19 protein-coding genes are annotated in these 21,472 nt (G+C 69.6%); 11 read left to right on the top strand and 8 right to left on the bottom strand.

What is annotated here, in order from left to right:
• The first annotated feature begins 58 nt into the window (after positions 1-58).
• Positions 59-1,111: a hypothetical protein gene (locus AB0C30_RS01830; protein WP_357938516.1), complete on the top strand. Its 1,053-nt coding sequence runs from the start codon at positions 59-61 to the stop codon at positions 1,109-1,111.
• 9 nt (positions 1,112-1,120) lie between these two features.
• Here the strand turns inward: AB0C30_RS01830 and AB0C30_RS01825 are convergent, their stop codons facing one another.
• Positions 1,121-1,687 carry a nucleoside deaminase gene (locus tag AB0C30_RS01825; protein ID WP_357938514.1) on the bottom strand — a complete coding sequence of 189 codons (567 nt, stop codon included), beginning with the start codon at positions 1,685-1,687 and terminating at the stop codon, positions 1,121-1,123.
• Between the two features lie 110 nt (positions 1,688-1,797).
• Here AB0C30_RS01825 and AB0C30_RS01820 point away from each other — a divergent pair, with 110 nt between their 5' ends.
• Together AB0C30_RS01820 and AB0C30_RS01815 are read left to right on the top strand one after the other, a co-directional pair.
• On the top strand, positions 1,798-2,766 hold the full coding sequence (locus AB0C30_RS01820; protein WP_357938512.1) for an antibiotic biosynthesis monooxygenase: 969 nt from the start codon (positions 1,798-1,800) through the stop codon (positions 2,764-2,766).
• A 124-nt stretch (positions 2,767-2,890) separates the two neighbouring features.
• Positions 2,891-3,691, top strand: coding sequence for an IclR family transcriptional regulator C-terminal domain-containing protein (locus AB0C30_RS01815; protein WP_357938510.1), 801 nt, complete (start codon positions 2,891-2,893; stop codon positions 3,689-3,691).
• 13 nt (positions 3,692-3,704) lie between these two features.
• Here the strand turns inward: AB0C30_RS01815 and AB0C30_RS01810 are convergent, their stop codons facing one another.
• The 4 genes from AB0C30_RS01810 to AB0C30_RS01795 are packed head-to-tail and all read right to left on the bottom strand — an operon-like array spanning position 3,705 to position 6,862.
• Entirely contained in the window at positions 3,705-4,064 is a 360-nt protein-coding gene (locus AB0C30_RS01810; RefSeq protein ID WP_357938508.1) for a hypothetical protein, read from the bottom strand.
• The gene (locus AB0C30_RS01805) at positions 4,061-4,924 is read right to left on the bottom strand and encodes an extradiol ring-cleavage dioxygenase (RefSeq protein ID WP_357938506.1); all 864 of its coding nucleotides are present in this window, start codon (positions 4,922-4,924) and stop codon (positions 4,061-4,063) included. The genes AB0C30_RS01810 and AB0C30_RS01805 overlap by 4 nt, the downstream gene beginning before the upstream one ends.
• The gene (locus AB0C30_RS01800; protein ID WP_357938504.1) at positions 4,917-5,738 is read right to left on the bottom strand and encodes a citryl-CoA lyase; all 822 of its coding nucleotides are present in this window, start codon (positions 5,736-5,738) and stop codon (positions 4,917-4,919) included. The genes AB0C30_RS01805 and AB0C30_RS01800 overlap by 8 nt, the downstream gene beginning before the upstream one ends.
• Entirely contained in the window at positions 5,723-6,862 is a 1,140-nt protein-coding gene (locus AB0C30_RS01795; RefSeq protein WP_357938502.1) for a CoA transferase, read from the bottom strand. Before AB0C30_RS01795 ends, AB0C30_RS01800 begins: the two co-directional genes overlap by 16 nt.
• 157 nt (positions 6,863-7,019) lie before the next feature.
• On the opposite strand from AB0C30_RS01795, the gene AB0C30_RS01790 reads away from it, so the two are divergent.
• From AB0C30_RS01790 to AB0C30_RS01760, 7 genes are all read left to right on the top strand, one after another.
• On the top strand, positions 7,020-8,456 hold the full coding sequence (locus AB0C30_RS01790) for an amidohydrolase family protein (protein ID WP_357938500.1): 1,437 nt from the start codon (positions 7,020-7,022) through the stop codon (positions 8,454-8,456).
• Positions 8,457-8,654: 198 nt separating this feature from the next.
• Positions 8,655-8,813 carry a hypothetical protein gene (locus AB0C30_RS01785; RefSeq protein ID WP_357938498.1) on the top strand — a complete coding sequence of 53 codons (159 nt, stop codon included), beginning with the start codon at positions 8,655-8,657 and terminating at the stop codon, positions 8,811-8,813.
• A gap of 20 nt (positions 8,814-8,833) precedes the next feature.
• Positions 8,834-10,897, top strand: coding sequence for a radical SAM protein (locus AB0C30_RS01780; protein ID WP_357938496.1), 2,064 nt, complete (start codon positions 8,834-8,836; stop codon positions 10,895-10,897).
• Positions 10,894-11,892, top strand: a complete 999-nt coding sequence (locus AB0C30_RS01775) for a DUF692 family multinuclear iron-containing protein (protein ID WP_357938494.1) — start codon at positions 10,894-10,896, stop codon at positions 11,890-11,892. Before AB0C30_RS01780 ends, AB0C30_RS01775 begins: the two co-directional genes overlap by 4 nt.
• Positions 11,892-12,656 carry a hypothetical protein gene (locus AB0C30_RS01770; protein ID WP_357938492.1) on the top strand — a complete coding sequence of 255 codons (765 nt, stop codon included), beginning with the start codon at positions 11,892-11,894 and terminating at the stop codon, positions 12,654-12,656. Before AB0C30_RS01775 ends, AB0C30_RS01770 begins: the two co-directional genes overlap by 1 nt.
• Positions 12,657-12,695: 39 nt before the next feature.
• On the top strand, positions 12,696-14,630 hold the full coding sequence (locus AB0C30_RS01765) for a RiPP maturation radical SAM C-methyltransferase (protein WP_357938490.1): 1,935 nt from the start codon (positions 12,696-12,698) through the stop codon (positions 14,628-14,630).
• The gene (locus AB0C30_RS01760; RefSeq protein ID WP_357938488.1) at positions 14,627-15,283 is read left to right on the top strand and encodes a DUF5825 family protein; all 657 of its coding nucleotides are present in this window, start codon (positions 14,627-14,629) and stop codon (positions 15,281-15,283) included. Before AB0C30_RS01765 ends, AB0C30_RS01760 begins: the two co-directional genes overlap by 4 nt.
• 28 nt (positions 15,284-15,311) lie before the next feature.
• Here the strand turns inward: AB0C30_RS01760 and AB0C30_RS01755 are convergent, their stop codons facing one another.
• Both AB0C30_RS01755 and AB0C30_RS01750 read right to left on the bottom strand, forming a co-directional pair.
• Positions 15,312-16,097 (bottom strand): Stf0 family sulfotransferase, encoded by a 786-nt coding sequence (locus AB0C30_RS01755; RefSeq protein ID WP_357938486.1) that lies wholly within the window; start codon positions 16,095-16,097, stop codon positions 15,312-15,314.
• A 93-nt stretch (positions 16,098-16,190) separates the two neighbouring features.
• Positions 16,191-19,538, bottom strand: a complete 3,348-nt coding sequence (locus AB0C30_RS01750; RefSeq protein WP_357939737.1) for a lantibiotic dehydratase — start codon at positions 19,536-19,538, stop codon at positions 16,191-16,193.
• Between the two features lie 902 nt (positions 19,539-20,440).
• On the opposite strand from AB0C30_RS01750, the gene AB0C30_RS01745 reads away from it, so the two are divergent.
• Positions 20,441-20,794 carry a helix-turn-helix domain-containing protein gene (locus tag AB0C30_RS01745; protein WP_225301592.1) on the top strand — a complete coding sequence of 118 codons (354 nt, stop codon included), beginning with the start codon at positions 20,441-20,443 and terminating at the stop codon, positions 20,792-20,794.
• A 44-nt stretch (positions 20,795-20,838) separates the two neighbouring features.
• Here the strand turns inward: AB0C30_RS01745 and AB0C30_RS01740 are convergent, their stop codons facing one another.
• Positions 20,839-21,465: a TetR/AcrR family transcriptional regulator gene (locus AB0C30_RS01740; protein WP_357938484.1), complete on the bottom strand. Its 627-nt coding sequence runs from the start codon at positions 21,463-21,465 to the stop codon at positions 20,839-20,841.
• Positions 21,466-21,472 lie beyond the last annotated feature (7 nt).

Raw genomic sequence — 21,472 nt, 5'->3', positions numbered from 1 at the left:
CGGCTTTCCATGCTGATGAGGCCGTCATGGACGCGCCACAACGGAACGGGGATGATCGATGATCCGACGCAGGCTGCTCGCGCTAGGTGTCGGCGTAGGGCTGCTGGGCGCCACCGCCGTCGCCACGCCCGCTCAGGCCGCGGACGTGGTGTCGGCCCCGCTGGCCAGCATGGCGGGTGGGCAGCAGGTCGCGACGTTCTGGCTCGCCGATGGGGGCGCCAACCTCAAGAGCGCCACGCCCTACGCCCCACCGGCCGAGATCCACGGGGAACGCACGTCCGACGCCGTCGTTCCGTCCGGTAAGCCCGGTCTGGTGGTGCCGGTGCCTCCGGAGGCGGAAGGGCAGCTGCCTCAGACCTCGGGGAAGGTGTTCTTCGTCGGCGCCGACGGTCAGCCGCATTGGTGTTCGGGCACCGCCGTCCAGTCGGCGTACCGCAACCTCGTCGCCACCGACGCGCACTGCGTGTACGACATGGAGGGCGCCTCGGCCACGGTCGACAAGTGGGCCTTCGTGCCCGGCTACTCCGAGGGCGCCACCCCGTTCGGTCTGTACGTCGGAAAGCAGGCGTTCACCCACTACGACTTCACGACGTACAGGGATCAGGACCGCGACTTCGCCTTCGTGAACGTCTACTACGGCGTCGTCCCCTCCGCCTCAGGAGCGCTGACCAGTAATGGGAGGCTGGCGGACATCGTCGGCGCGCAGGGCCTCGCCTTCAATCAGACGATCGACCAGACGACGACGACGGCCGTCGACGTCTTCGGCTATCCAGCCGGTCCCCACCCCGACGGGACTCGGCCCTACACCGGCGCGACCCTCGAGCGATCCACCGGGCAGACCTTTGTCATGAAGCTCTCCGATCCGCCCGCCGACCAGCCCGTCGGCGTCGACTCGCCGTTCACCGGCGAAGGCTCCCTCGGCTCCTCCTGGCTGCAGAGCTACCGCGACGACCAGGGCCTCGGCTATCTCAACGGCATCACGACCGGCGTCTCCGACACCGACGGCGACGGCCGTTACGACACGGGAGTCTCCCCGTACTTCGACAGTGGGCTGTTCACGATCTATCGCGCCGCGGCCGCGACCTGGAGCGGCCGTATCACCATCACCTGAACAACCCGGTCAGTACGGGTGCCGGTCGGGCTTGTTCATCCACGCCGCACAGGCCTTGGCGCCGAGTTCGGGCTGAGCCTGCTGGATCAGGATCCTTCGCTCGTCGAGAGGCCGGGTGAAGTCCTGGTACTGGAACTCGTCGTCGAAGCCGATCTTCTTCGTCGCCGCCAGGTCGAAGGCGAAGTAGACCCTGTCGATACGTGACCAGTAGATGGCGCTCATGCACATCGGGCAAGGGGCGCCACTGCTGTAGAGCGTGTATCCCATGAGCATCCGGGCCCGCTCCGGCATGAGATCCGGGGATCCCTCAGGGCGTGGCACGAGCTCCAGTGTCGATTCGTTCTGTTGGCTCTCCGGTATGGAGGGGGCCCGGGAATTCAAGATCTGAATGGCCTTGCGGATGGTCTCCACTTCGGCATGGGCCGTGGGGTCGCCGGTGAGAAGGACGCGATTCTGCCCTCGGGCGATGATTTCTCCATCGTTGGTGAGGACCGCACCGAAAGGGCCGCCCCAACCGTTCTCTACGGACTCGATAGCGAGCCGCACCGCTTCCGCCATGAAATCCTTGGAGTCCATTCCGAACCCTCCGATCCGTAAAAGGCGGTTGAAGTTTCGGCCCTTCGCCGATCTGGTCAACCGCCGCATCCTGCTCCTTACCCGGGCGTTGCTGCACTACACTCGGCCTTATGAAGCCTGGTGGTGGCCACAGTCCCGACGGTCAGGGCGCGACCGTGGTTATTTCCTCGACAGTTCGCCAAGGCCGCGACAATGATTATGAGCGGTGGCAGAAAAAGACGACTGAGATCGCCCGTGGTTTCCCCGGGTTCGAGGGCACCGAGCTTTATCCGCCGATCGCCGGCGAGCAGAATTCATGGGTCGTCGTATTTCGCTTCTCCAGCATCGGGCAATTGACCGCGTGGCTTGATTCCGAGGTGCGGCGGAAACTGCTCGACGAGGTTCGCCCGATGCTGGAGGAGCCCGCGTCGCAGGAGGTTCTCGCCGGGGGGACGGCGGTCCGGGAAGCCGTCACGGCGGTGATCTCGCACAATGTGCGGCCGGGACGCGAGGCCGACTTCGCGCGCTGGCAGGAGAAGGTCCGTAAAGCGCAGGAGAGGTTCGCGGGCTTCATGGGCACCGAGGAGTTCGAGCCCGTGAGTGGTGTTCAGGATCGCTGGGTCGTGCTGCTGCGCTACGACACGCGTGAGCATCTGGACGAATGGCTCGGGTCCGACAGCCGCGCGAAACTGCTGGAGGAGGGTCGTGACTACTTCGTCGACTACGACGTGCGTAAGGTCCAGTCGGCGTTCAGCGGCTGGTTCCAGTTCGGCCGCGAAGCGGGAGACGGCGCCCCGCCGAGCTGGAAACAGGCCATGACCGTGCTGCTCGTTCTCTATCCCACGGTGATGATCCTCAACCTGACAGCGGTCCGTGGGTTCGCGATGGCGCACCTGCCTGGATATCTCGCCATGTTCCTCAGCAACGTGTTGAGTGTCACTGTCCTGACGTGGCTGGCCATGCCGCTGGTGAACAGGGTCTTCGCGGGATGGCTCGTACCCGGCCGGACGACTTCCGCCCGCGCGAACGTGGTGGGCGTCGTCGTAATCGCGCTCTGCTACGCGGTCTCCATCGCCGTCTTCGGGGTGATCGGCGGTTAGAACCAGTCTGCTCGGACAACTGTCCGACTGGCGGTCGCCCGCTGATATAATCAGGCGATTCGCCGCAGGTGCCACGGCCGGGACGCCGCCGCCATGCGGACAACCGAGCAGAGGAAGACCTCCCATGGCGCGCGCCGAGACCGGACCCGATTTCATCGAGGCGCTGGCCCGTGGCCTCGATGTCATCAGAGTGTTCCAGCCGGGACGGGCGAGCATGTCGCTGACCGAGGTGGCCACCGCGGCCGGGCTGGCCCGTCCGACGGCCCGGCGCATCCTGCTGACCCTGCAGGAGCTGGGATACGCGCGGGCCGAGCAGGGTGGCTTCGCACTCACCCCGCGCGTGCTCGAGCTCGGCATGTCGTACGTGCGCTCGATGGGTCTGTGGGAGGTCGCCCGGCCGCATCTGGAGCGGCTGGTCGAGCAGACCAACGAGTCCTCCTCGATCGCCCAACTCGACGGGTCGGACATCGTGTACGTCGCCCGGGTGGCCGTGCCGAAGATCGTCGCCCTTCGGGTGCAGATCGGGACGCGGTTCCCGGCCCTGCAGACCTCGCTCGGCAAGGTGCTGCTCGCCGCGCTGCCGCCCGCTGAGGTGGGCCGGGTCCTGGCCGAGCCGAGCCGCTCGGGCATCCAGCCGCGCTGGGAGCCGGACGCGGAGGAGCGCGACGCGGCGCTGCGGGTGGTGCGGGCCAAGGGCTGGGCGCTCACGGACGAGGAGCTCTCGCTGGGCATCCGGTCGGTGGCCGCGCCCCTGCGCAACGGGCTCGGCGAGGTCATCGCGTCCGTCAACGTCAACGTGCACGCCGCCGAGACCTCCGTACGGAAGCTGACCCAGGAATACCTGCCGCTGCTGCTCACCACGGCCGGCGCGATCAGCGCCGACTGGGCGCAGTACGAGACGGTGCCCGAGGTCACCGCCTCGTGATCACCGCAGCGGCTCAGGTGGCGATGTCGGGATAGGGCATGGCGAAGTGCGCGAGCCGCTGGGCGTACTCGAGCTGGAATCCCAAAGGCTCGTGGTCCCGCTCGAACATCGCGATGAACAGCGTGAGCGTGAGGAAGGGGTGCGCCCCCAGCCCGAACAGCGCCGGATAGTCGTGCGTGGCCAGCGCCTCGCGCTCGACGTCGTCGAACCGCAGCCAGGTGGAGGACTCGCCGTCGTGGCAGTTGAGGATGCGGTTGGCGTAGTCGGTCTCCCACATCGCCACCGTGCCGCGCGGGTCCTCGCGGTAGCGCTCGACGAGCTCGGGATCGCGGTCGACGGTGAACAGGAACTTGTCGAGCAGGTACTTGCTCATGAGCCGCCTCCGGTGGGATACCAGGTGAAGTAGGCCTCCATGGTGTGGAACAGGTCGTACGTGTCGACGTAGTCGGCCTTCCTGCCCTCGCCCGCGACGCCCATCATCAACATGAAGTCCATGAACCCGTGGGTGGCGTTGCCCGGCGTCCACAGGCTGTCCAGCGTGACCTCGGCCAGGCAGCCCTCGATGTCCCCGGACGCGATCCAGCCGACGGCCTTCTGGTCGAACTCCGGGTCGGGCCCGTGCGGGCCGAACTGGCGGGGGCCGCCGAGCTCGAGCGACAGGTGCCCGGTGCCGATGACCGCGACCCTCTTGTCGGCGGGCCATGCTTCGACCAGCTGCCGGATCGTCCGCCCGAGCTGGACGAACCTGGCCGGGCGCGGTAACGGCGGCGCGAAGATGTTGGTGTAGATCGGCACGATCGGCAGGTCGTTCTGCGGCCGGAGCGTGATGATCGGGCACGTGATCGAGTGGTCGATCCGCAGCTCGTTGGAGAAGGCCAGGTCGAACCCGGCGTCCAGGCCTTGCCGCAGCACGTACGCCGACAGGTCCTCCTGGCCCTTGAACAGCATCCTCGGCAGGCCGAACTCGCGCTCCTCGTTGTAGAAGTTCGCGTCGTAGAAGGGGGCCTTGCCGACCAGGAACTGCGGCATGTTGTCCAGCCACAGCTGGTGGAAGTGGTCCGAGCCGACCATCACCAGCACGTCCGGGCGGGCCCGGGTCAGCGTCTCCCGGAACGCCTCCACCTTGCGTACCCACTCGTCCGCGAACGGCGGGCGGTCCTCCCCTGTGGCGGTGCTGGCCCGGTAGAAGAAGGGATGGTGGGTGGACGCGATCACCGCGACCAGTTCAGCCATGCGAACCTCCTGGGGGATGTGGCTCGGGTGAGACGGACCGGTGGTTCAGGTCGACCGACAGGAAGATCTCGTTGGCCACCGGGCGACGCAGCTCCTCGGCCAGCTGCCCGATCAGCCCCGCCGTCCTGGCCAGCAACGCGAACCCGCGCAGCAGCTCCAGTGGCAGCCCCAGGTCGGCGAGCGCCGCGCCGCAGACCCCGGCCCCGTTGAGCGGCAGCGTACGGCCCAGCACTCGCGGATGAACGCGGCCGATCGCGGCGAACAGCGACAGGTGCGGCCCGAGGAGCCCCTCCTCTTCGGCGATCTGGAACAGCCGCGGCGTCCGGGGGTCGACCTCCTTGTGCACGTGGTGGCCGAGGCCGGGGATGCGCCGCGCCGCCGTACGTTGGGCCGACACGACGTCCAGGGCGACGGCGTCCCACCCGGCGTCGTCGTCCGGCGGCGGGCCGTCGAGCGAGGTCAGCACGTCGTGCAGGAACCGGCCGCTGTCCTCGGTGACCCCGAGAAAGCGGGACCCGCCGCCGAGCAGCCCGGCCGCCAGCGCGCCCTGTACGGAGTCGGGCGCGGACAGGTACGTCAGCCGGGTCACGATCGCCGTGGGCGTGAACCCGTGGTCGGCCAGCGCGGCGAGCACGGCTTCGAACACGCGGGTCTCGCCCGGCGTCGGCCGCCGCTGGGTGGCCAGCCAGAAGGCCAGCTCGCCGAAGCCGACCTTGCCCATGACCTCATCGGCCAGGTCGTGGCCGAGGAGCGTGATCGACGTGGGCGTCGACGCGCCGAGCGCCGTGGGGTAACCGTTCACGGAGTCAGCCATGCGCGCAGCTCCTCGCCGTGTTCGTCGAGGTCGGGCGGTGGTAGCCGGTAGCTCACCGGAGTCTCGGAGAACCTGATCGGATGCCGTGTCGTCGGCATCGCGCGCTCACCCTCCCCGGCGGCCACGACCGGGTCGAGCCCGAAGCGCTCGGCCATCGCGAAGCCCCCGTCGATCGTGTTGATCGGCCCGCTCGGCACCCCCGCCTCGACGAGGAGCTGGAACCACTCCACGGCCCCCCGCTTGACCAGGCGCTCGACGAGGATGGGCCGCAGCTCCTCGCGGTGCGCCACCCGGTCGACATTGCGCGCGAACCGTGGGTCGCTGGGGACGTCCGGGATGCCGAGGACCTCACAGAGCCGGCGGAACGACCCGTCGTTGGGCGCCGCGATGATCAGGTCGTTGTCCGCGGTCGGCAGCGGCTCGTACGGGAACACGCTCGGGTGCGCGTTCCCCATCCGGTACGGCACGGTGCCGCCCGCCACGTACGCCGAGCTGTGGTTGACCAGCCCGGTGAGCGCCGACGACAGCAGGTTGACCTCGACCAGCTGCCCCTGCCCCGCAGCGTCGCGATGCCGCAGCGCGGCCAGGATGCCGATGACGGCGTGGTTGCCCGCCATGACGTCGAAGACCGAGATCCCGGCCCGGTACGGCGGCCCGTCCGCGTCGCCGGTGAGGCTCATCAGGCCGGAGATGGCCTGGACCATCAGGTCGTAGCCCGGCACGTCGCGCCCGGCGCCCGAGCCGAACCCGGTGATCGAGGCGTACACGACGCCCGGGTTGGCGGCCCGTACCGACGCGAAGTCGAGGCCGAACTTGGCCAGCCCGCCCGGCTTGAAGTTCTCGATCAGTACGTCGGCGCGGCGGGCCAGCTCCCTGGCCACCGCCGCGTCGGCCGGGTCGCGCAGGTCCAGCGCGATCGACCGTTTGCCGCGGTTGACGCCGAGGTAGTACGTCGACACGCCCTCGCGCACCGGCGGCATCCACGTACGCGTGTCGTCTCCCTGCGGGCCCTCGACCTTGACCACGTCGGCGCCCATGTCCGCGAGCAGCATCGTGGCGTACGGACCGGCCAGGATCCGGGAGAAGTCGGCCACCAGGACACCTGACAGCGGCCCATCACTCATTGACTCACCCTCCGTCGTCCGTTCAACGGACATTGGTCCGTTGCACTCTAACCGGGAAATCCTCTGCTTGACATCCTCTGCCGCGCTTCTAGAGTTGCGCTGACCGTACAGCGGACACTCGTTCGGCAACACGGCGCGAGGCGGTAAGGAGAGGGCGATGGAGTCGATGGACGGACAGCCCGTGGTGCTGCGCGGCGGCACCGTGCTCCCGATGGACGAAGGGCGGCAGGTGCTCCCCCGCACGGACGTCCTCGTCGCCGGCGACCGGATCGCGGCCGTGGGGCCCGATCTGCAGGTGCCGGACAATGCCGTCGAGATCGACGCGAGCGACGGCATCGTCATGCCCGGGATGATCGACACCCATCGGCACATGTGGCAGACCGCCATGCGCGGCTACGGCGCGGACTGGACCCTGACGCAGTACTTCGTCTGGTACTACCTGGAGCACGGGAAACTGTTCCGGCCCGAGGACGTGCACGCGGGCAACCTGCTGGCCGCGCTCGAAGCCGTCGACGCCGGGGTCACGACCGTCGTTGACTGGTCGCACGGTCTCCAGACGGTCGACCACGCCGACGCGGCCGTGGACGCGCTCCAGTCGGCGCCCGGCCGGTACGTCCTCGCGTACGGCAACATCCAGCAGCCACCCGCGGCGTGGACGGGCACGCCGGAGTTCCGCGACTTCGTGCGGCGCCGGATCACCGGTGACGACCTGCTCGGCTTCCAGCTCGCCTTCGACGTCCTGGGCGACCCCGCCTTCCCCGAGCGGCCGGCCTTCGAGGTCGCCCGCGAACTCGGCGTCCCGGTCACCACCCATGCCGGGGTGTGGGGCGCCACCGGCGACGACGGCATCCGGCTCATGCACGACCACGGCTTCATGACGCCCGAGACCGTGTACGTGCACGCCGCGTCGCTGTCGGCCGACTCCTACCACCGCATCGCCGCCACCGGCGGCTCCATCTCGGTCTCCACCGAGAGCGAGCAGAGCGCGGGCCAGGGCTACCCGCCCACCTGGGCCATCCGCGCCCACGGCATTCCCGTGTCACTGTCGATGGACACCAGCGTCTGGTGGAGCGGCGACCTGTTCTCCGCCATGCGCGCCACCCTCGGCGCCGACCGCTCTCGCCAGCATCTGGAGGCGCACGCCAGGGGCGACACGGTCACGCACTGCAGTCTGCGCGCCGACCAGGTCGTGGAGTGGGCCACCCGCGGCGGCGCCCGCGCCCTCGGCCGCGACGATCTCGGCGTCATCGCCGCCGGGAAGAAGGCCGACCTGGTTCTCATCAAGAACGAGGCTTCGCCGGTGTCGTTCCCGTTGCTCAACCCGTACGGGCACGTCGCGTTCCAGGCTCAGCGCGGGGATGTCCACACGGTTCTGGTCAACGGCCGGGTGGTGAAGCACGAGCACCGCCTGGTCGGCGTCGACCTCGCCGCGGCCCGCGGCGCCGCCGATCGGACGATCGAGTATCTGCGCTCGACGATGGGCGAAGAGGCATGGCAGAAGGGGATGAACCCCGACATTCCCGAGACGACCATCCTCGATAATCCGTATACCTATACCGACTACCACAGCGCCTCGACCCACACCGCCGGGTGACGAATACTATTCATTCTGGAATCGGCCCGCCCGATTTAATGTCCGGCCGGAATAGATGCATCCCCTTGGCTGCTTTCGACGGCTATTGACGTGCGGAATGACGTGGCTATCGTTGAACAGGTTAAGAAGGGTGCGGTCCATGCGCTGACTGCCGCCGGGACCGCCAGACTGCCTGGCAGATTCCCACGAGGAGGCACCGTGGTCGCGGTGAAACCCGAAATGGTCATCGACGACGAATTCACCGAGCTGGACCAGCTTGAGGTGATCGAATCCAGCGAGCTCAAGCTCAGCGGGTCGTACCACTCCTACACCTACAAGGCGGCGGAGGACACCGGCGACCTACCCGCCAAGGGCTGACGAGGCTGTCGGCCGGTCCGGTGGAATCGCGCGACGCCGACGTTCTGCTCCTGTTTCCGCCGCAGACCGAAGCCAGGTTCTTTCCCTATTTGAGCCTGCCTTATCTCACCGGTCATCTACGGCGGCACGGGCGGCGGGTCCACCAGGCCGATCTGAACATCGCCCTCTTGCACGACCTGCTGGCGCATCCGGAACTGCTGGGCGACGTGGTGCGCGAGCAGCCGGACGACGGGGCGGGCACCTGGTACCGAGGGGCGATGGCCGACGTCGTGGCCCGATACGTCGACGAGCTCCGTGCGCATGTCCTGCGGAAGGAGCCGACCGGAGAGCTGGGCCCCGCTCGTGCGGTCAGGCTCGCCCATCACGCGATCGAGCTGCTGGTGCGCGATACGTTCCTGGTCCGGACGTGGCAGGATCTGGCCCAGCTCGACGACGCGGTGCGGCGGTCCGCCCGGTTGCCGCCCGCCGCGTCGGGGATACCGCTTGAGCGGCTGCATCTCATGGTCGAGGCGCTGCTGGCCCGGCACCGGCCGCGCGTGGTCGGCCTGTCCGTGGCGTTCTTCAGCCAGCTCGCCCCCGCGCTGCTCATCGCCGCCTGGATCAGGCGGCTGCGGCCGGACGCCAAGATCTGCCTCGGTGGCCAGCAGGTGATGCTCCGGCACGAGGAGCTGGCGCGGTTGCCCGGCGTACGGGCCGCGGTGGACGCGCTGTGCTGGACCGCCGGCGAGCAGCCCCTCGAACGCTGGCTGGACGCCCTGGACGGGAACATCCCGGCGGACGCGGTCCCCGGCATGACCTGGCTGCCGCGCACCGCGCCCGCCTATCGCTCTGAGGAGCCGGTCACGCTGCGCTTCCACGACCTCGGGCCGCCCGACTTCGCCGGGCTGCCGGTCCGGTCGTACCTCAACGAGACCATGGAGGTCGCGATCATCTCGTGCGTCGGCTGCTACTGGGGGCGGTGCGCGTTCTGCTCGTACGGCAATCGGTCCCTCGCGCCGGGCGCCTACCAGCAGGGTACGGTGCGCCAGATCGCCGACGCCGTGGAGAGCGTGGTCCGCGACACGGGCGCGGCCTTCGTGTCGATCTCCGATGAGAACACCAACCTGCGGCTGATCGTGAAGGCGATGCGCGAGGTGCGCGAGCGCGGCGTCAATGTGGGGTTCGGCGTACGCAGCAGGCTGGACGCCACCCTGGCCGACCCCGAGTTCTGCCGGAGCCTCGCCCAGGTGGGGTGCGAGCTGATGTCGGTCGGCTACGAGGGGACCTCCCAGCGGCTGCTCGACCTGATGGACAGAGGCGTGCGGGCGGCCGACTACCAGCGGATCGTCGAAAATGTCGCGGCGGCGGGCATCGTCCTGCGGTTCTCGGTGATGGGGTACGTCTTCGACGAGACGCCCGCCGAGTTCGAGGAGTCCCTGCGCTTCCTCGCGGCGAACCAGGAGCGCATCGGCATCGACGCGCTGGAGCTCATGGTGTCCGAGCCCGGCAGCAGGCTGGCGGGGGACCCGGACGGCTTCGGCCTTTCGCTGGACACCTCGGGTGCGCTCGCCGGCAATCCGGAGCTGAGCTACCTTTCCGGGCGGGTCGGGCATCCCCTGACGGTGCCCGGCGGGCCCACTCGGGCGGAGGCGCTCGACCGCCTGGTGCGCGTCTTTCACACGGTCAAGCCGGGCAAGGTGAGCGCGATCCTGCCCCGCCGCACCGGGGCCCGAGCCACCGTCGCAGCCGTCAGGCCGTATCCATGGGTACGGACGGTGCCGGCGGGCGTCGACGCGGCCGGGTTCACGGGGGCGAAGCGCGAAGCGGACACGTACCGCCGGATTCTGGTGGCTGATCTGGTCTGGGAGCGGTTCTACGCGCTGCCGCGGCGCGACGTCGAGCAGCGCGCCGACGGCGTGCTCGTGGCGCGCACCTCCCAGGGAGGGCGGTTGCTGGCCCGCCTGGTCGAGGCGACGGCAGGCACAGAACACACGGATGAGGAACACGCGGACACAGAACGCGCGAGCGCGGAACGCGCGGATGAGGAGCATCGGGAGACGCCGCCGGTGGTCGCGGGCGGCGAGCCCGTCAGGAGGCCGACATGACGACCGACATCACGACCGGGACCATGCGGGCCGGCGAGACCGGCCCAGCCAGGCTGGGGTTCGGTCTCCTCATGGACATGCCGTGGGGCGGCGGGTCGCTCGGCCGGCGGGGCGTCGGGTTCGTGGAGACGGACGACGGCGGGGACATCACGCCACGGGTGCGCGCCTTCGCCGAGCGCCATGGCGACGACTTCGCGTACGCCGCCTTCGCCTACCAGCCCCGCTCACGCGCGACCCCGCGAGCGGCCGACTACGTCCGCACCTACGACCGCTTCTTCCAGGCGCTGCCCGCCGGGCTCGGCCGGGCCTTTCATCAGACCGAGTTCAACATGGGCACACCCGAGCGCTACGACCGGCGACCCGCGGCCGAGTTCACCAACGAACTCGCGGCTCGCTACGGTTTCCGCTGGGTGGTCGAGGACCTTGGCATCTGGAACCTCCGGGGCTATCCGCTGCCGTACCCGCTGCCGCCGCCGCTGACCGAGCCGGGCCTGGAGATCGCCACGCGGAACGTGGCCGAGACGGCCCGCCTCCTGGAGCTGCCGCTGCACGTCGAGTTCCCCGGGTTCACCGAAGGCGGGTCGTTCGTTCTCGGGCACCTCGACGCTTTCGGGTACTTCAGGCGGCTCGCCGACGACGCCGACGTGCACGTCACGCTGGACGTGGGCCACCTGCTCAGCTACCAGTGGCTGCGCGGGCGTACCGGCCGCCACATGGTCGACGACATCGAGGCGCTGCCGCTCGAACGCTGCCGCGAGCTGCACCTGTCCGGCTGCCAGATCGTGAAGGGCAAGTTCCGCGACCTGCATCACGGGGTGCTGCTGGACGAGCAGCTCGAACTCACCGAGTACCTGCTGCCGCGCTGCCCCAACCTGCTCGGCGTGACCTACGAGGACCCGATGTTCCGCGACGACGGGCGGCTGGTCGAGAAGTCGCGGCGGAACTACGGCCGCCTGAAGGCGCTGGTAGGCGCATGGCGCGACGGGACGACGTGATGAGCACTTCGGTGGCGCGGTCCCTCGACGGTGAGCAGCTCGCCGACCTGATCATGCGGCTGCTGCTCGACAGCGGGCTCCGGGAGCGGCTCGCCGCCGACGGCGCCGCGGCCGTGGCGGCGGACGCGGGCGAGCTGGAGTGCCTGGAGACCATCGACCTTGACGAGCTCGACGCCGCCGCCCGCCGGTTCCGCTCGACCATCTGGCGGCTCGGTGCGGGTGGCAGCCTGGCGTCGGCGTTCCCGCGCAGCGTGTCCGCCTTGGTCGCGGCTGGCATCGGCGAGGCGGAGTTGCTCGACGGCTTTCTCGGGTCGCCGCGTTTCAGCAGGTTCCGGCTGGTCCCGTACTCGGGGGCCGGAGTGTCGGTGGAGGAGGCGTTCGCCGCGTTCCTGCTCGACCTGACAGAGGAGCGGGTCGCTGACGCCGCGATCCTGCGGGAGACCGTGGACCACGAGTTGATGATCGCCCTGTTCGCGGCGCTGGCGTGCGAGCAGCCGCTGTCGTTCGTCATCGAGAGCGAGGGGATCGTCGAGACCGGCCGCGGTCACGCCGCCCTGCGCCGGTACGCGCCGGCCTCCCTCACTTCCTGGGGCGAGGCCACGCCGGGCACCGGCCAAGCAAGCGTGCCGTACGCGTACTTCGCCACGCCCGCCGGGGTCACTCGCGGAGTGATCTCCGAGCGTGTGGCCACGGCGTTCGCGGCCGAGCCGACGGCCGAGAGCGACGCGGCACGTCGCGCGCTGTCCCGGCGCGGCCTGTGGTGACCCGGTAAGACGTACGACCTGGAGATGAGGGACAAACCCATGCACATCGTGTTGGTGGACATGCCGTGGTCGTCGATCGACGCGCCGTCGCTCTCGCTCGGCGTGCTCAAACGCCGGGTCCTCGACGTGTTCCCGGACGCCGAGGTCGACGTCGTCCATGCCAAGCTCGACTACATCGACTGGGTGGACGAGCACGTGGGCTTCACGTTCGAGGAGTACGACACCTTCGTGAGCTCCTACTTCTCCGGTCACAGCGAGTGGATCTTCTCGGCGGCGCTGAACGAGCGGCCTCGGTGGAAGGTGGCGGAGTTCGCCGAGTTCCTCGGGGGCAGCGTGCCGGAGCCGATGCTCGCCAAGGCGACGCAACTCCACGAGCTGGCGCCGCTGTTCATCGAGGAGACCGCCGCCCGGATCGCGGCCATGACGCCGGACGTGGTCGGCTTCACCGCCACCTTCGCGCAGAACGCCGCGGCCCTCGCGGCGGCACGCGCGGTCAAGAGGCAGGCGCCGGATGCCGTCACGGTGTTCGGGGGCGCGAACTGCGAGGGTCCGCAGGGCGCGGCGATGCACCGCAATTTCCCGTTCATCGATTTCGTCGTACGCGGCGAGGGCGAGCTGGCCTTCCCGCAGCTGCTCTCCGCGATCGGCGCCGACGGCGGGGACGGGGGCGATGTCAGCGAGATCGCCGGACTGTGCTGGCGCGGGCCGAGCGGCGAGTCCGTCGTGAACGCGGTGGAGGCCCGGCCGCTACCGCCCGACGCGCTGGTCCCGCCCGACTTCGGCGACTACTTCGAACAGCACGCGAGGTCCCTCGCGGGCACCTGGGTGGAACCGCGGCTCACCGTCGAAGGCTCGCGCGGCTGCTGGTGGGGCGAGAAGCACCACTGTACGTTCTGCGGGCTGAACGGCTCGCTCATGCAGTTCCGCAGCAAGGACCCCGGCCGGTTCGTGGCGGAGATCCTCAGCCTGGTCGAACGGCATCGGGTCCTCGACGTGTGGGTGACCGACAACATCCTCGACATGGCCTACCTGACGTCGATGGCGCCGCGCCTTCAGGAGTCCGGCTACGACCTGCGGATCGGGTACGAGATCAAGTCGAACCTGCGCCGGGACCAGCTGGAGATCCTGCGCGCGGCCGGCATCGACTACATGCAGCCCGGAATCGAGAACCTCAGCAGCCGGGTGCTCACCCTGATGGACAAGGGAGTGACTGGCTGCCTGAACGTACGGCTGCTGCGTGACGCGGAGACCGTCGGCATCAACCTGAACTGGAACTACCTCTACGGCTTCCCGGAGGAGTCCGAGGCCGACTATGACAGCGTGATCGACCAGGTGCCCGCCCTGGTCCACCTCATGCCGCCGTCTAACGCCACCCGGTTGAAGGTCGAGCGCTTCAGCCCGTACTTCGACCGGCCCGAGCTGGGTTTCGGGGAGCTCCGCCCGGCCGCGCAGTATCGGCATATTTACGATCTGCCCGAAGCCGAGCTCGCCGACCTCGTCTATGTCTTCGACTCCCCGCGCCGCGGCATCGACGCGGACTGCCTCGACCGCCTGCGCGCGGCCGTCGCCGCCTGGACGGACGCCTACCCGCGCAGCCGCCTGACCCACTGCGACCTGGGCGACCACATCGTGTTCGTCGACACCCGGCCCGGCTTCTCCTGGCACCTGCTCGACCTCACCGAACCGCTGGAGCTGACGGTGTTCCGCCTGCTCGACACGCCGCACAGCCCGGCGGCGCTCGTACGCAAGGCCGCGGCCCGGCACGAGGACGTGACCGATGACCGGATCGACGTGCTGCTCGCGCGCTGGCGCGAACTCGGCCTGATCTTCTGCGACGCCGGCCAGGCGGTCCACGTCGCCCCGGCCGTCGCCAACCAGGACCTGATGCGGCTCGACGGCGAGAATCTCAGTCGCGGCGAACCGCTCGTACCGGCACTCTCGAAGGCTGCGGTACCAGTGGGGACACCCCGATGAGCACCGTCGCCGGGCTTCCGGCTCACGTACCGATGACGCTGTGGAAGGATCGCGACCCGGCGGCCATGCGGGTCCGGGGGATGTACGCGGGCCGCGTGAACGTCACCGGCGACCCCCTCGCGACCGTGTCCCGGCTGGCGGCGGACGGCGTCCAGCTCGCCCAGCTGGACGACATGGTCGATCTGGACGACCCGGGCGGCGCGGCGGCGGTGGCCGCCCTCGCCGTCATCCGCGAGCTGACCAGCCACGGGATCGCGGTCGACTGGACCCTCCGCATGTCGGTCGGCCCGGCCGGCTGGCGGCCGCTCAGTCACCTGCACCCTCCGGCGGCCGTGTACGCGGGGTCCGCCGGGGACGGCATCGCGGCCGAGTGGCGCGACACCTTCCACATCGCGAAGTGCGGCTACCGGCTCGGTCCCGGCTTCATCGAGATCCGCGACCGCCGGACGGGCTCGTTCAGACGCCTCGTCATTCGCAACCCGAACCGCGAGGAGGCGATCGCGCCGCTGCTGCGGGGCGTGCGGGCGGCGAGCCTGGCGCCGACGGTGACGGAGCGGTATCTGCGGGCGGAACTGCTGCATCAGGTGGGGCGGTACGTGTGGTGGACGCCGTACCGGATCAGGCGTTGGCCGCTCAGCTCGACAATCCCCTAACGGCTGCTAACGGCGCCTTTAGCGGCCCTTAGCGGTTGGCGCTCACCCATGCTTCGCTTCCGTCCTGGGCACTGTCCCGCTGGAACATCTCCAGCCATCGTTCGGTGACCGCACCCGCCTGGCGCTTGATGCCGGGCTCGGGAAGGGATTCGGGCGGGCCGACGCCCAGGTGCCGCAGGCAGCCGAGGACGGTTTCCGGGTAGTCGGCGAGCATGTCCTCGTAGTAGACGACGTGCGGGACGCGTTCGCGGCGGTCGAAATACTGCTGCCACGCCCTCGTCTCGTCGTCGAGGTGCTGCAGGTGGCGGCGGATCTCGGCGTAGTCGTAGTGGGGCTCGGACTGCGCCCGGCTGGTCGACAGGTAGATCCCGTCCACGATCCAGACGCCGGTCTGCTTCGCCAGGACGTACGAGATGGCCTGCCGGATCCGGTCCCTGCGCCGCAGCCAGATGTATCGGGGTGACATGAGAAGCTCGTCCAGGTCGACTTCGAGCCCTTGCAGGTGCTCGCCATGCACCTTGATGCCGAAAACCCCGTTCGGGCTGGTCCGGCAGGTCATTAATCGGCCGATATAGTCCTTAACCCGGCCTTCCGGATCGACGGTGTCGAATCCCCAGCGCTCGAAATAGTCGAGAACATGGGTGTCCGCCAGATATCCGTCGGCGAAACCGGCCCGCCCGGTGTGCCAGAGCGTACGGACGAGCATATTGCTGCCGGAACGCGGCGCCGCGGCCAGGACATAGCGGGTCGGCGGCAGCCCGGCGAACGGCGGGAAGTCGAATTCCGGGCTGTTGGTCCGGAAAAAAGGGGCCACAGTCCATACCTACCACTGCGCCAGGCGATCAGTCAGGACATGACCGCCGAGCGATATCAGCAACAGCCCCCAGGCCACGGCCGACACGCACCGTCACTCGTCGACACCAAGTGAAGTGTCGTCGCGGGCGGCGAAGGTCAGCGCGACGGCGCGGGTCAGCTTGCGGCACCGGCGTTCGACATCGCGGTCGATTCCAAGCGCCCGTATGTGGTGCATGTGCAGGAATGACGCCACCACCGACGATTCGGTCAGATGCGGGGCGCCGACTGGAAGGCGGTCCATGTAGGCGGCCACGGCTCGCCGCCGGTGCTCCCATGCCCTGGCGATCCGCGAGCCGCCGGGGAGAGCCGCGAGCGTCGCCCGCTCCCCGCCCGGGTCCGCCAGGCCGATCGCTTGGCGGACGACCTCGCGATCATTCGGGGCACCGCGCCCGGCCGGAGGGTGCTCGATCTGCCAGCGCGCGCCCGCCGCCCGGCCTCTCATCAGGGCGGCCGTTAGATCGACCAGGCTCGCCGCAGTGAGCGCGTGCGGGTGTACGTGGCGAGCCGCAGACAGGGCCGCGAGCTGGGCGACCACCGCGACGGAGTCGGCCGCGAAGATGGCCTCCGCGCCGGCCAGGACCTCTCCCGCCCCATACCGTGCGGTTTCCGGGTGGTACGTATCCAGGACCAGGTCACCCACGAGGCCGCGACCGCGCAACTCGGCGGCCCACGCCCCGACCCGGGCGGCGGACGGACCGTAGTCGTGCTCGCCGACCAGGTGCAGCCGCAACCGCAAGTGCGGACGAGGGTCGCGGTAACGCACAAACCACCACATCGGCGGCTCGTCCCAGGTCTCAAGCAGGTCGGGCAGGTGCTTGGTGAGGATCGTGTCGACAACACCGGGATCCCCGTACAGCTTGGCGTACAGGACACGCGCCCCAGGCAGAACCCCGTCCTCCCGCCCGACCAGCGGCAGCGGCCCCGGCACCGTCACGACGGCGGGAGCACGGGCGGGCGGCGCGGTGGCGGCCATCGAGATGACGACCTCATGCGCGCGGCGGCCGAACCAGCCGTGGTCCGCCGGTCCCGTCGCCTCCGACACGACGACGGCCTCGCCGGCGCCGTCCAGGTGGGCGCGGAGCAGCGCCAGGCTCATAGGCTCGTCCAGATCCAGGCGCAGCCGACGGTCCGCAGTACCCACGGACACGACGGCGGGCAACCGCAGGCGGGCGCGCAGTTCTGTCATGGCCCGCACCCACTCCGGCCACGGGGTGTCCGGCCCGGGCAGGACGTCGGTGGAGATGCGCCATCGGGCGGGCGCGAGCACGCTGCGGCCGTAGCGGACCTGCGGCAGGAACGGCAGACACGCCGCCGCCCCCCAGGAGAAGGGCGACACCACAGCTGCCCGAGCACGCGGGATCTCGAACAGCAGGCGCGCGATCGGCGGCATCGCATGCCGCGCCACCGCACTGCTCAGCACCGGCTCCACCACCTGCCGCCGCGACGGCGACAGCAGGTACATGCGGTCGTTGTCCGCCGTGACCGCCAGATCCCGCCAGGGGATCCGCCCGTGGGGGCCGGCACGGTGCTCGGCCAGGGTGATCAGCTCCGGCAACAGGGGTGGGGTACGGGCGACGTCCTGGGCGCGCGGATGCCGGGCCGGAAACGACAACTGCACCGGCACGGCACCGTCCACCGCAACGGGCAACCGACTGTAGACACCGACCATCGGCCTCCGGTCACTGTCCTGCCGATCACTGTCCTGCCGGTCACTGTCCTGCCGATCACTAGCCTGCCGATCACTGGCCTGCCGGTCACTGTCCTGTTGGTCACTGTCCTGTTGGTCGCGGTCGCGATCACGCGGGAGGCCGTCACGCGGGTCGCCGTCCTGTCCGTCGCCGTCCTGCAAGAGATCGGTGAAGCGGCCCGCCAGGCCGGCCGCGGTGCCGTCGACGGCGAGGACCGTCAGGGTGAAGGCTCCGGCGGTCAGCGCGTCGGCGGTGGGCGCGCAGACTTCGGCGACCAGCTCCATGTACGGGAGCGGTCGCGCCCCGTCCATCCCGTCCGCCGCCAGAGCCTCGATCGCGGCGTCGTCCAGTACGATCTCCCGCTCGCCGTCCAGGGCCGCCTGCTGCGCCAGGGCCAGCAGGCGCTGATCCCTGCGCGACAGAGGCGCGGGGACGGCCGGCCCGTCGTAATGGCCAGGAAACCCCAACCCCGCCGTGGGATTGACGAGCTGCTCGATCGGTACGACGCCGCCGACCCCGTACCGGTCCAGGAACATGACGTGGTACTCCCGCCAGGCCGGATGCCCGGCCGGGTCCGGCGTCAGCCGCCATAACGCCCCGGCGGCGGACTCGGCCTCGGCAGCCACCTCCCGAGGAAGTACCGCGGTGCCACCCAGCCGCAGGTCAACCGCGAGCGGTTGAGCGACCTCGACCGGCACCACGTCCCGCATCCGCTCCCCGACCGCTCGCCTGGCCCGTACGGCGGCCTCGCCAGCCTCGTCGGTCGCGCCGGTCGCGCCGGTCGCGCGGTCGGCCGCCCGCAGCCCCACGTGGATCGCCCGCAGTTCCCGAACCAGCCCGGCAACCTCCAACCCCCGGCCCAGCGAGCTAACCTCGGATTCCCGGCCCAGCAGGGCGGCCTCTTGTACCTGATCCTGCGAGACGGCCTCTCGTAGCCGGCCTTGCGGAACGGCCTCTACCTGGTCCTGCGGGACGGCCTCTTGCGCCTGATCCTGCGGGACCTCTTGTGCCTGGTCCTGCGGGACGGCCTTTCGTACCTGGCCCTGCGGGGTGGCGTCGCCGGGCCAGTCCGCCGCCGTGTCTCGCAATCGGTCGAGCACGTACGCGAGCCCGTCGACGCTGGTCGAAGGAGGACGCAGGCTGGTGATCAGCACCCCGCACGTGACCAGTTCCGCGACCATCGCCTCGATCGCCGGGACCCTGGCAGCGGGGAACGTGGCGGCCAGCCCGTCGACCAGGTCACCGGCCCGAACGGGTGCCTGGGCCAGCTCCATGACCGTGCGGACGGCCGCGCTGTGCCGTACCGACACCTCCGTCAGTTCGCTTCGAGCCGGATCGCCCGCGTGCGGTTGCCAGGGCACCACGAGGCGTTCCCCCCGTACGAACGCGAGATCGTTCACCATGACCGGGAGGCGATGCCGCAGCTCCGGGTCCGATTCCAGCCGGGCGATCACCGCGGCCAGCCACACGCCGTCCGCGGTCGTCCGCATACGCGAGACTCCGGCCTGGTACTCCGGTGCCGCGCCGAAGCGGAGCGGGGCCACGCCCGCGAACGTCCCGAACGGCGTGGCTCGGCCGCGCATCCGCACCAGATACCGGGCCAGTGACAGCGCCATGCGCCGGAGGCGACCGGGCCGGGGCCGACGGCCCGCGCAGACTGCCTCGATCTGAGCCGCCAGAACCGGACTGGCCAGCGAGACAGCCGCTGCCACGGGTTCCCGTGCCCAGACCTGGACGAGCCACTCACACCACCGCTCAACGGCGGCCTCGTCATCCAGTTCGCGCGACAGCGGGACATGCGGGATATCCGGCTCGGGACGCGGCGCGACATACGGCTGAGGGGGCGGTGGGACATGCGGCTCGGGCCATGGAGGGAGATCCAATTCAGTCCCGTGCGCGGTGGCGCGGATCAGCGCCGTGTCAAAGTGCCGGTACGGCTGCGAACGCTGCACGCTCACGCTGAGGCCTCCCACATTGCGCGCCTGACCCGGCGGCGGTGGCCGTCCAGCTGCCGCCGGGACGGCTCGGCGGGCCCGTCACCCCCGAGTGTCGCACGCGGGTCGCGCCCGTTCCGTACCGCGAAGACGATCAACCACGAGCTCAGGGCCTGCTCCACCGGCTGCCGAAAATCTGTAGTGGCTGCGGTAGACATTCGCGATGACGGAAGCTAGAGTTTCTGACATCGCAAGGAACGGATCCAACCGGGCAGAACACGAAGACCCCAGCACCACGACGAACTGCCCGGATGAGTTTGACGAAATACCAGGTGATGGCAGCAGGTCGGACTGACGGGGCCAGCGCAGTGGCAAGGGGCCCTGGCCGTGGATGTGCTGCCACACGAGAAGTAGGAAAAGAAGTTCGAGTAAGAGAAGGGAGTGTTGAACGCCATCGGGATCGCCCGCTGCCGGCTGATCACTCGCCGCTCGGGTACCGGAGTTCCACAGATGGGAAGGTGGTACACGGTCACGCATCCGCGATCCCCGCGTCATGGCCGTCCACTACGGCTGATGCGGACGACAGTAGACCGGCCAGATGGCCGGTAGATGGTGTTGAACCTCTTCGGGGCCCCGGCGCAATGCGCGCCGGGGCCCCCTGACGCATGCGGAAGGCATTTATGGATCAAACACCTCCAGCGCGTAGCGACCCCACACTCGCACCCAGCAAAGCCAATGACCGGTTCGACGATGAGGACTATCCCGCCTACAGCATGGGCGCGGCCGCGGAGATGCTCGGCGTCACCGCCGCCTTCCTACGCGCGTTGGGCGCCGCCAAACTGATCGAGCCGCAACGCTCCAGCGGTGGCCACCGTCGCTACTCCCGCTACCAACTACGTCTGGCGGCCAGGGCCCGCGAGCTCGTCGACCAGGGCACCGCCCTCGAAGCCGCCTGCCGCATCGTCATCTTGGAAGACCAGCTCGCCGAAGCGCTGCGGATGAACCGTGCCCGGGAGCGTTCGGACGAAGGCTGACGCCTGACGACGGTGATCATGCCTTAGGGGCTTCGTCGGGGGTCTCACCGGTCGCGCAGGCGCAAGAGGTAGCCGGTGATGTGGTCGTGGGCGGCGGTGACGGCGCGGGTGGCCAGGTTGTCGATTTCCTGCGGTGGCCGGGCGTCTCTTGGGACCAGCGTGGCGTAGCCGTGCGCCATGGACAGATGAACGTAGACGAAGTCCGTCGTCTCGGCCCAGGAGACGTCGTCGGGCAGGGCGGCCGAGGTCAGGGCCATGAGGGTGTCCATGAGGCGGCGGCCCTGCTCCTGAACGGTCTGCTTGTAGGAGGCGCCGAAGTCGTACGAGTAGACGAGGTCGACGCCGGCGCGATGATCCAGGGCATAGCGGGTGTACGCGCCCGCGGTGGCGGCCAGTCGGTCGACCGGATCGGGCCCCGCCTGCTCGGCCGCCTGGGCCAGGAGGTCGGCGATGTCGGCGACGATGGCGGCCGCGCAGGCGGCCAGCAGAGCCTCGCGATCGGGAAAGTGGCGGTAGGGCGCCGCCGACGACACACCCGCGCGGGCGGCGACCTTGGACACGGAGAAACCCGCCACGCCGATCTCGGCCAGGAGTGCGATGCCCTCGCGGATCAAACCGGCGCGCAGGTCGCCGTGGTGGTAACCGCGTTGCGGTGTCGTTGGACTGCTCACGGCGAAC

This window comes from Nonomuraea sp. NPDC048901 (assembly GCF_040649695.1).
Taxonomy (GTDB): domain Bacteria; phylum Actinomycetota; class Actinomycetes; order Streptosporangiales; family Streptosporangiaceae; genus Nonomuraea.
This window is presented reverse-complemented; position numbering and strand designations above follow the sequence as displayed.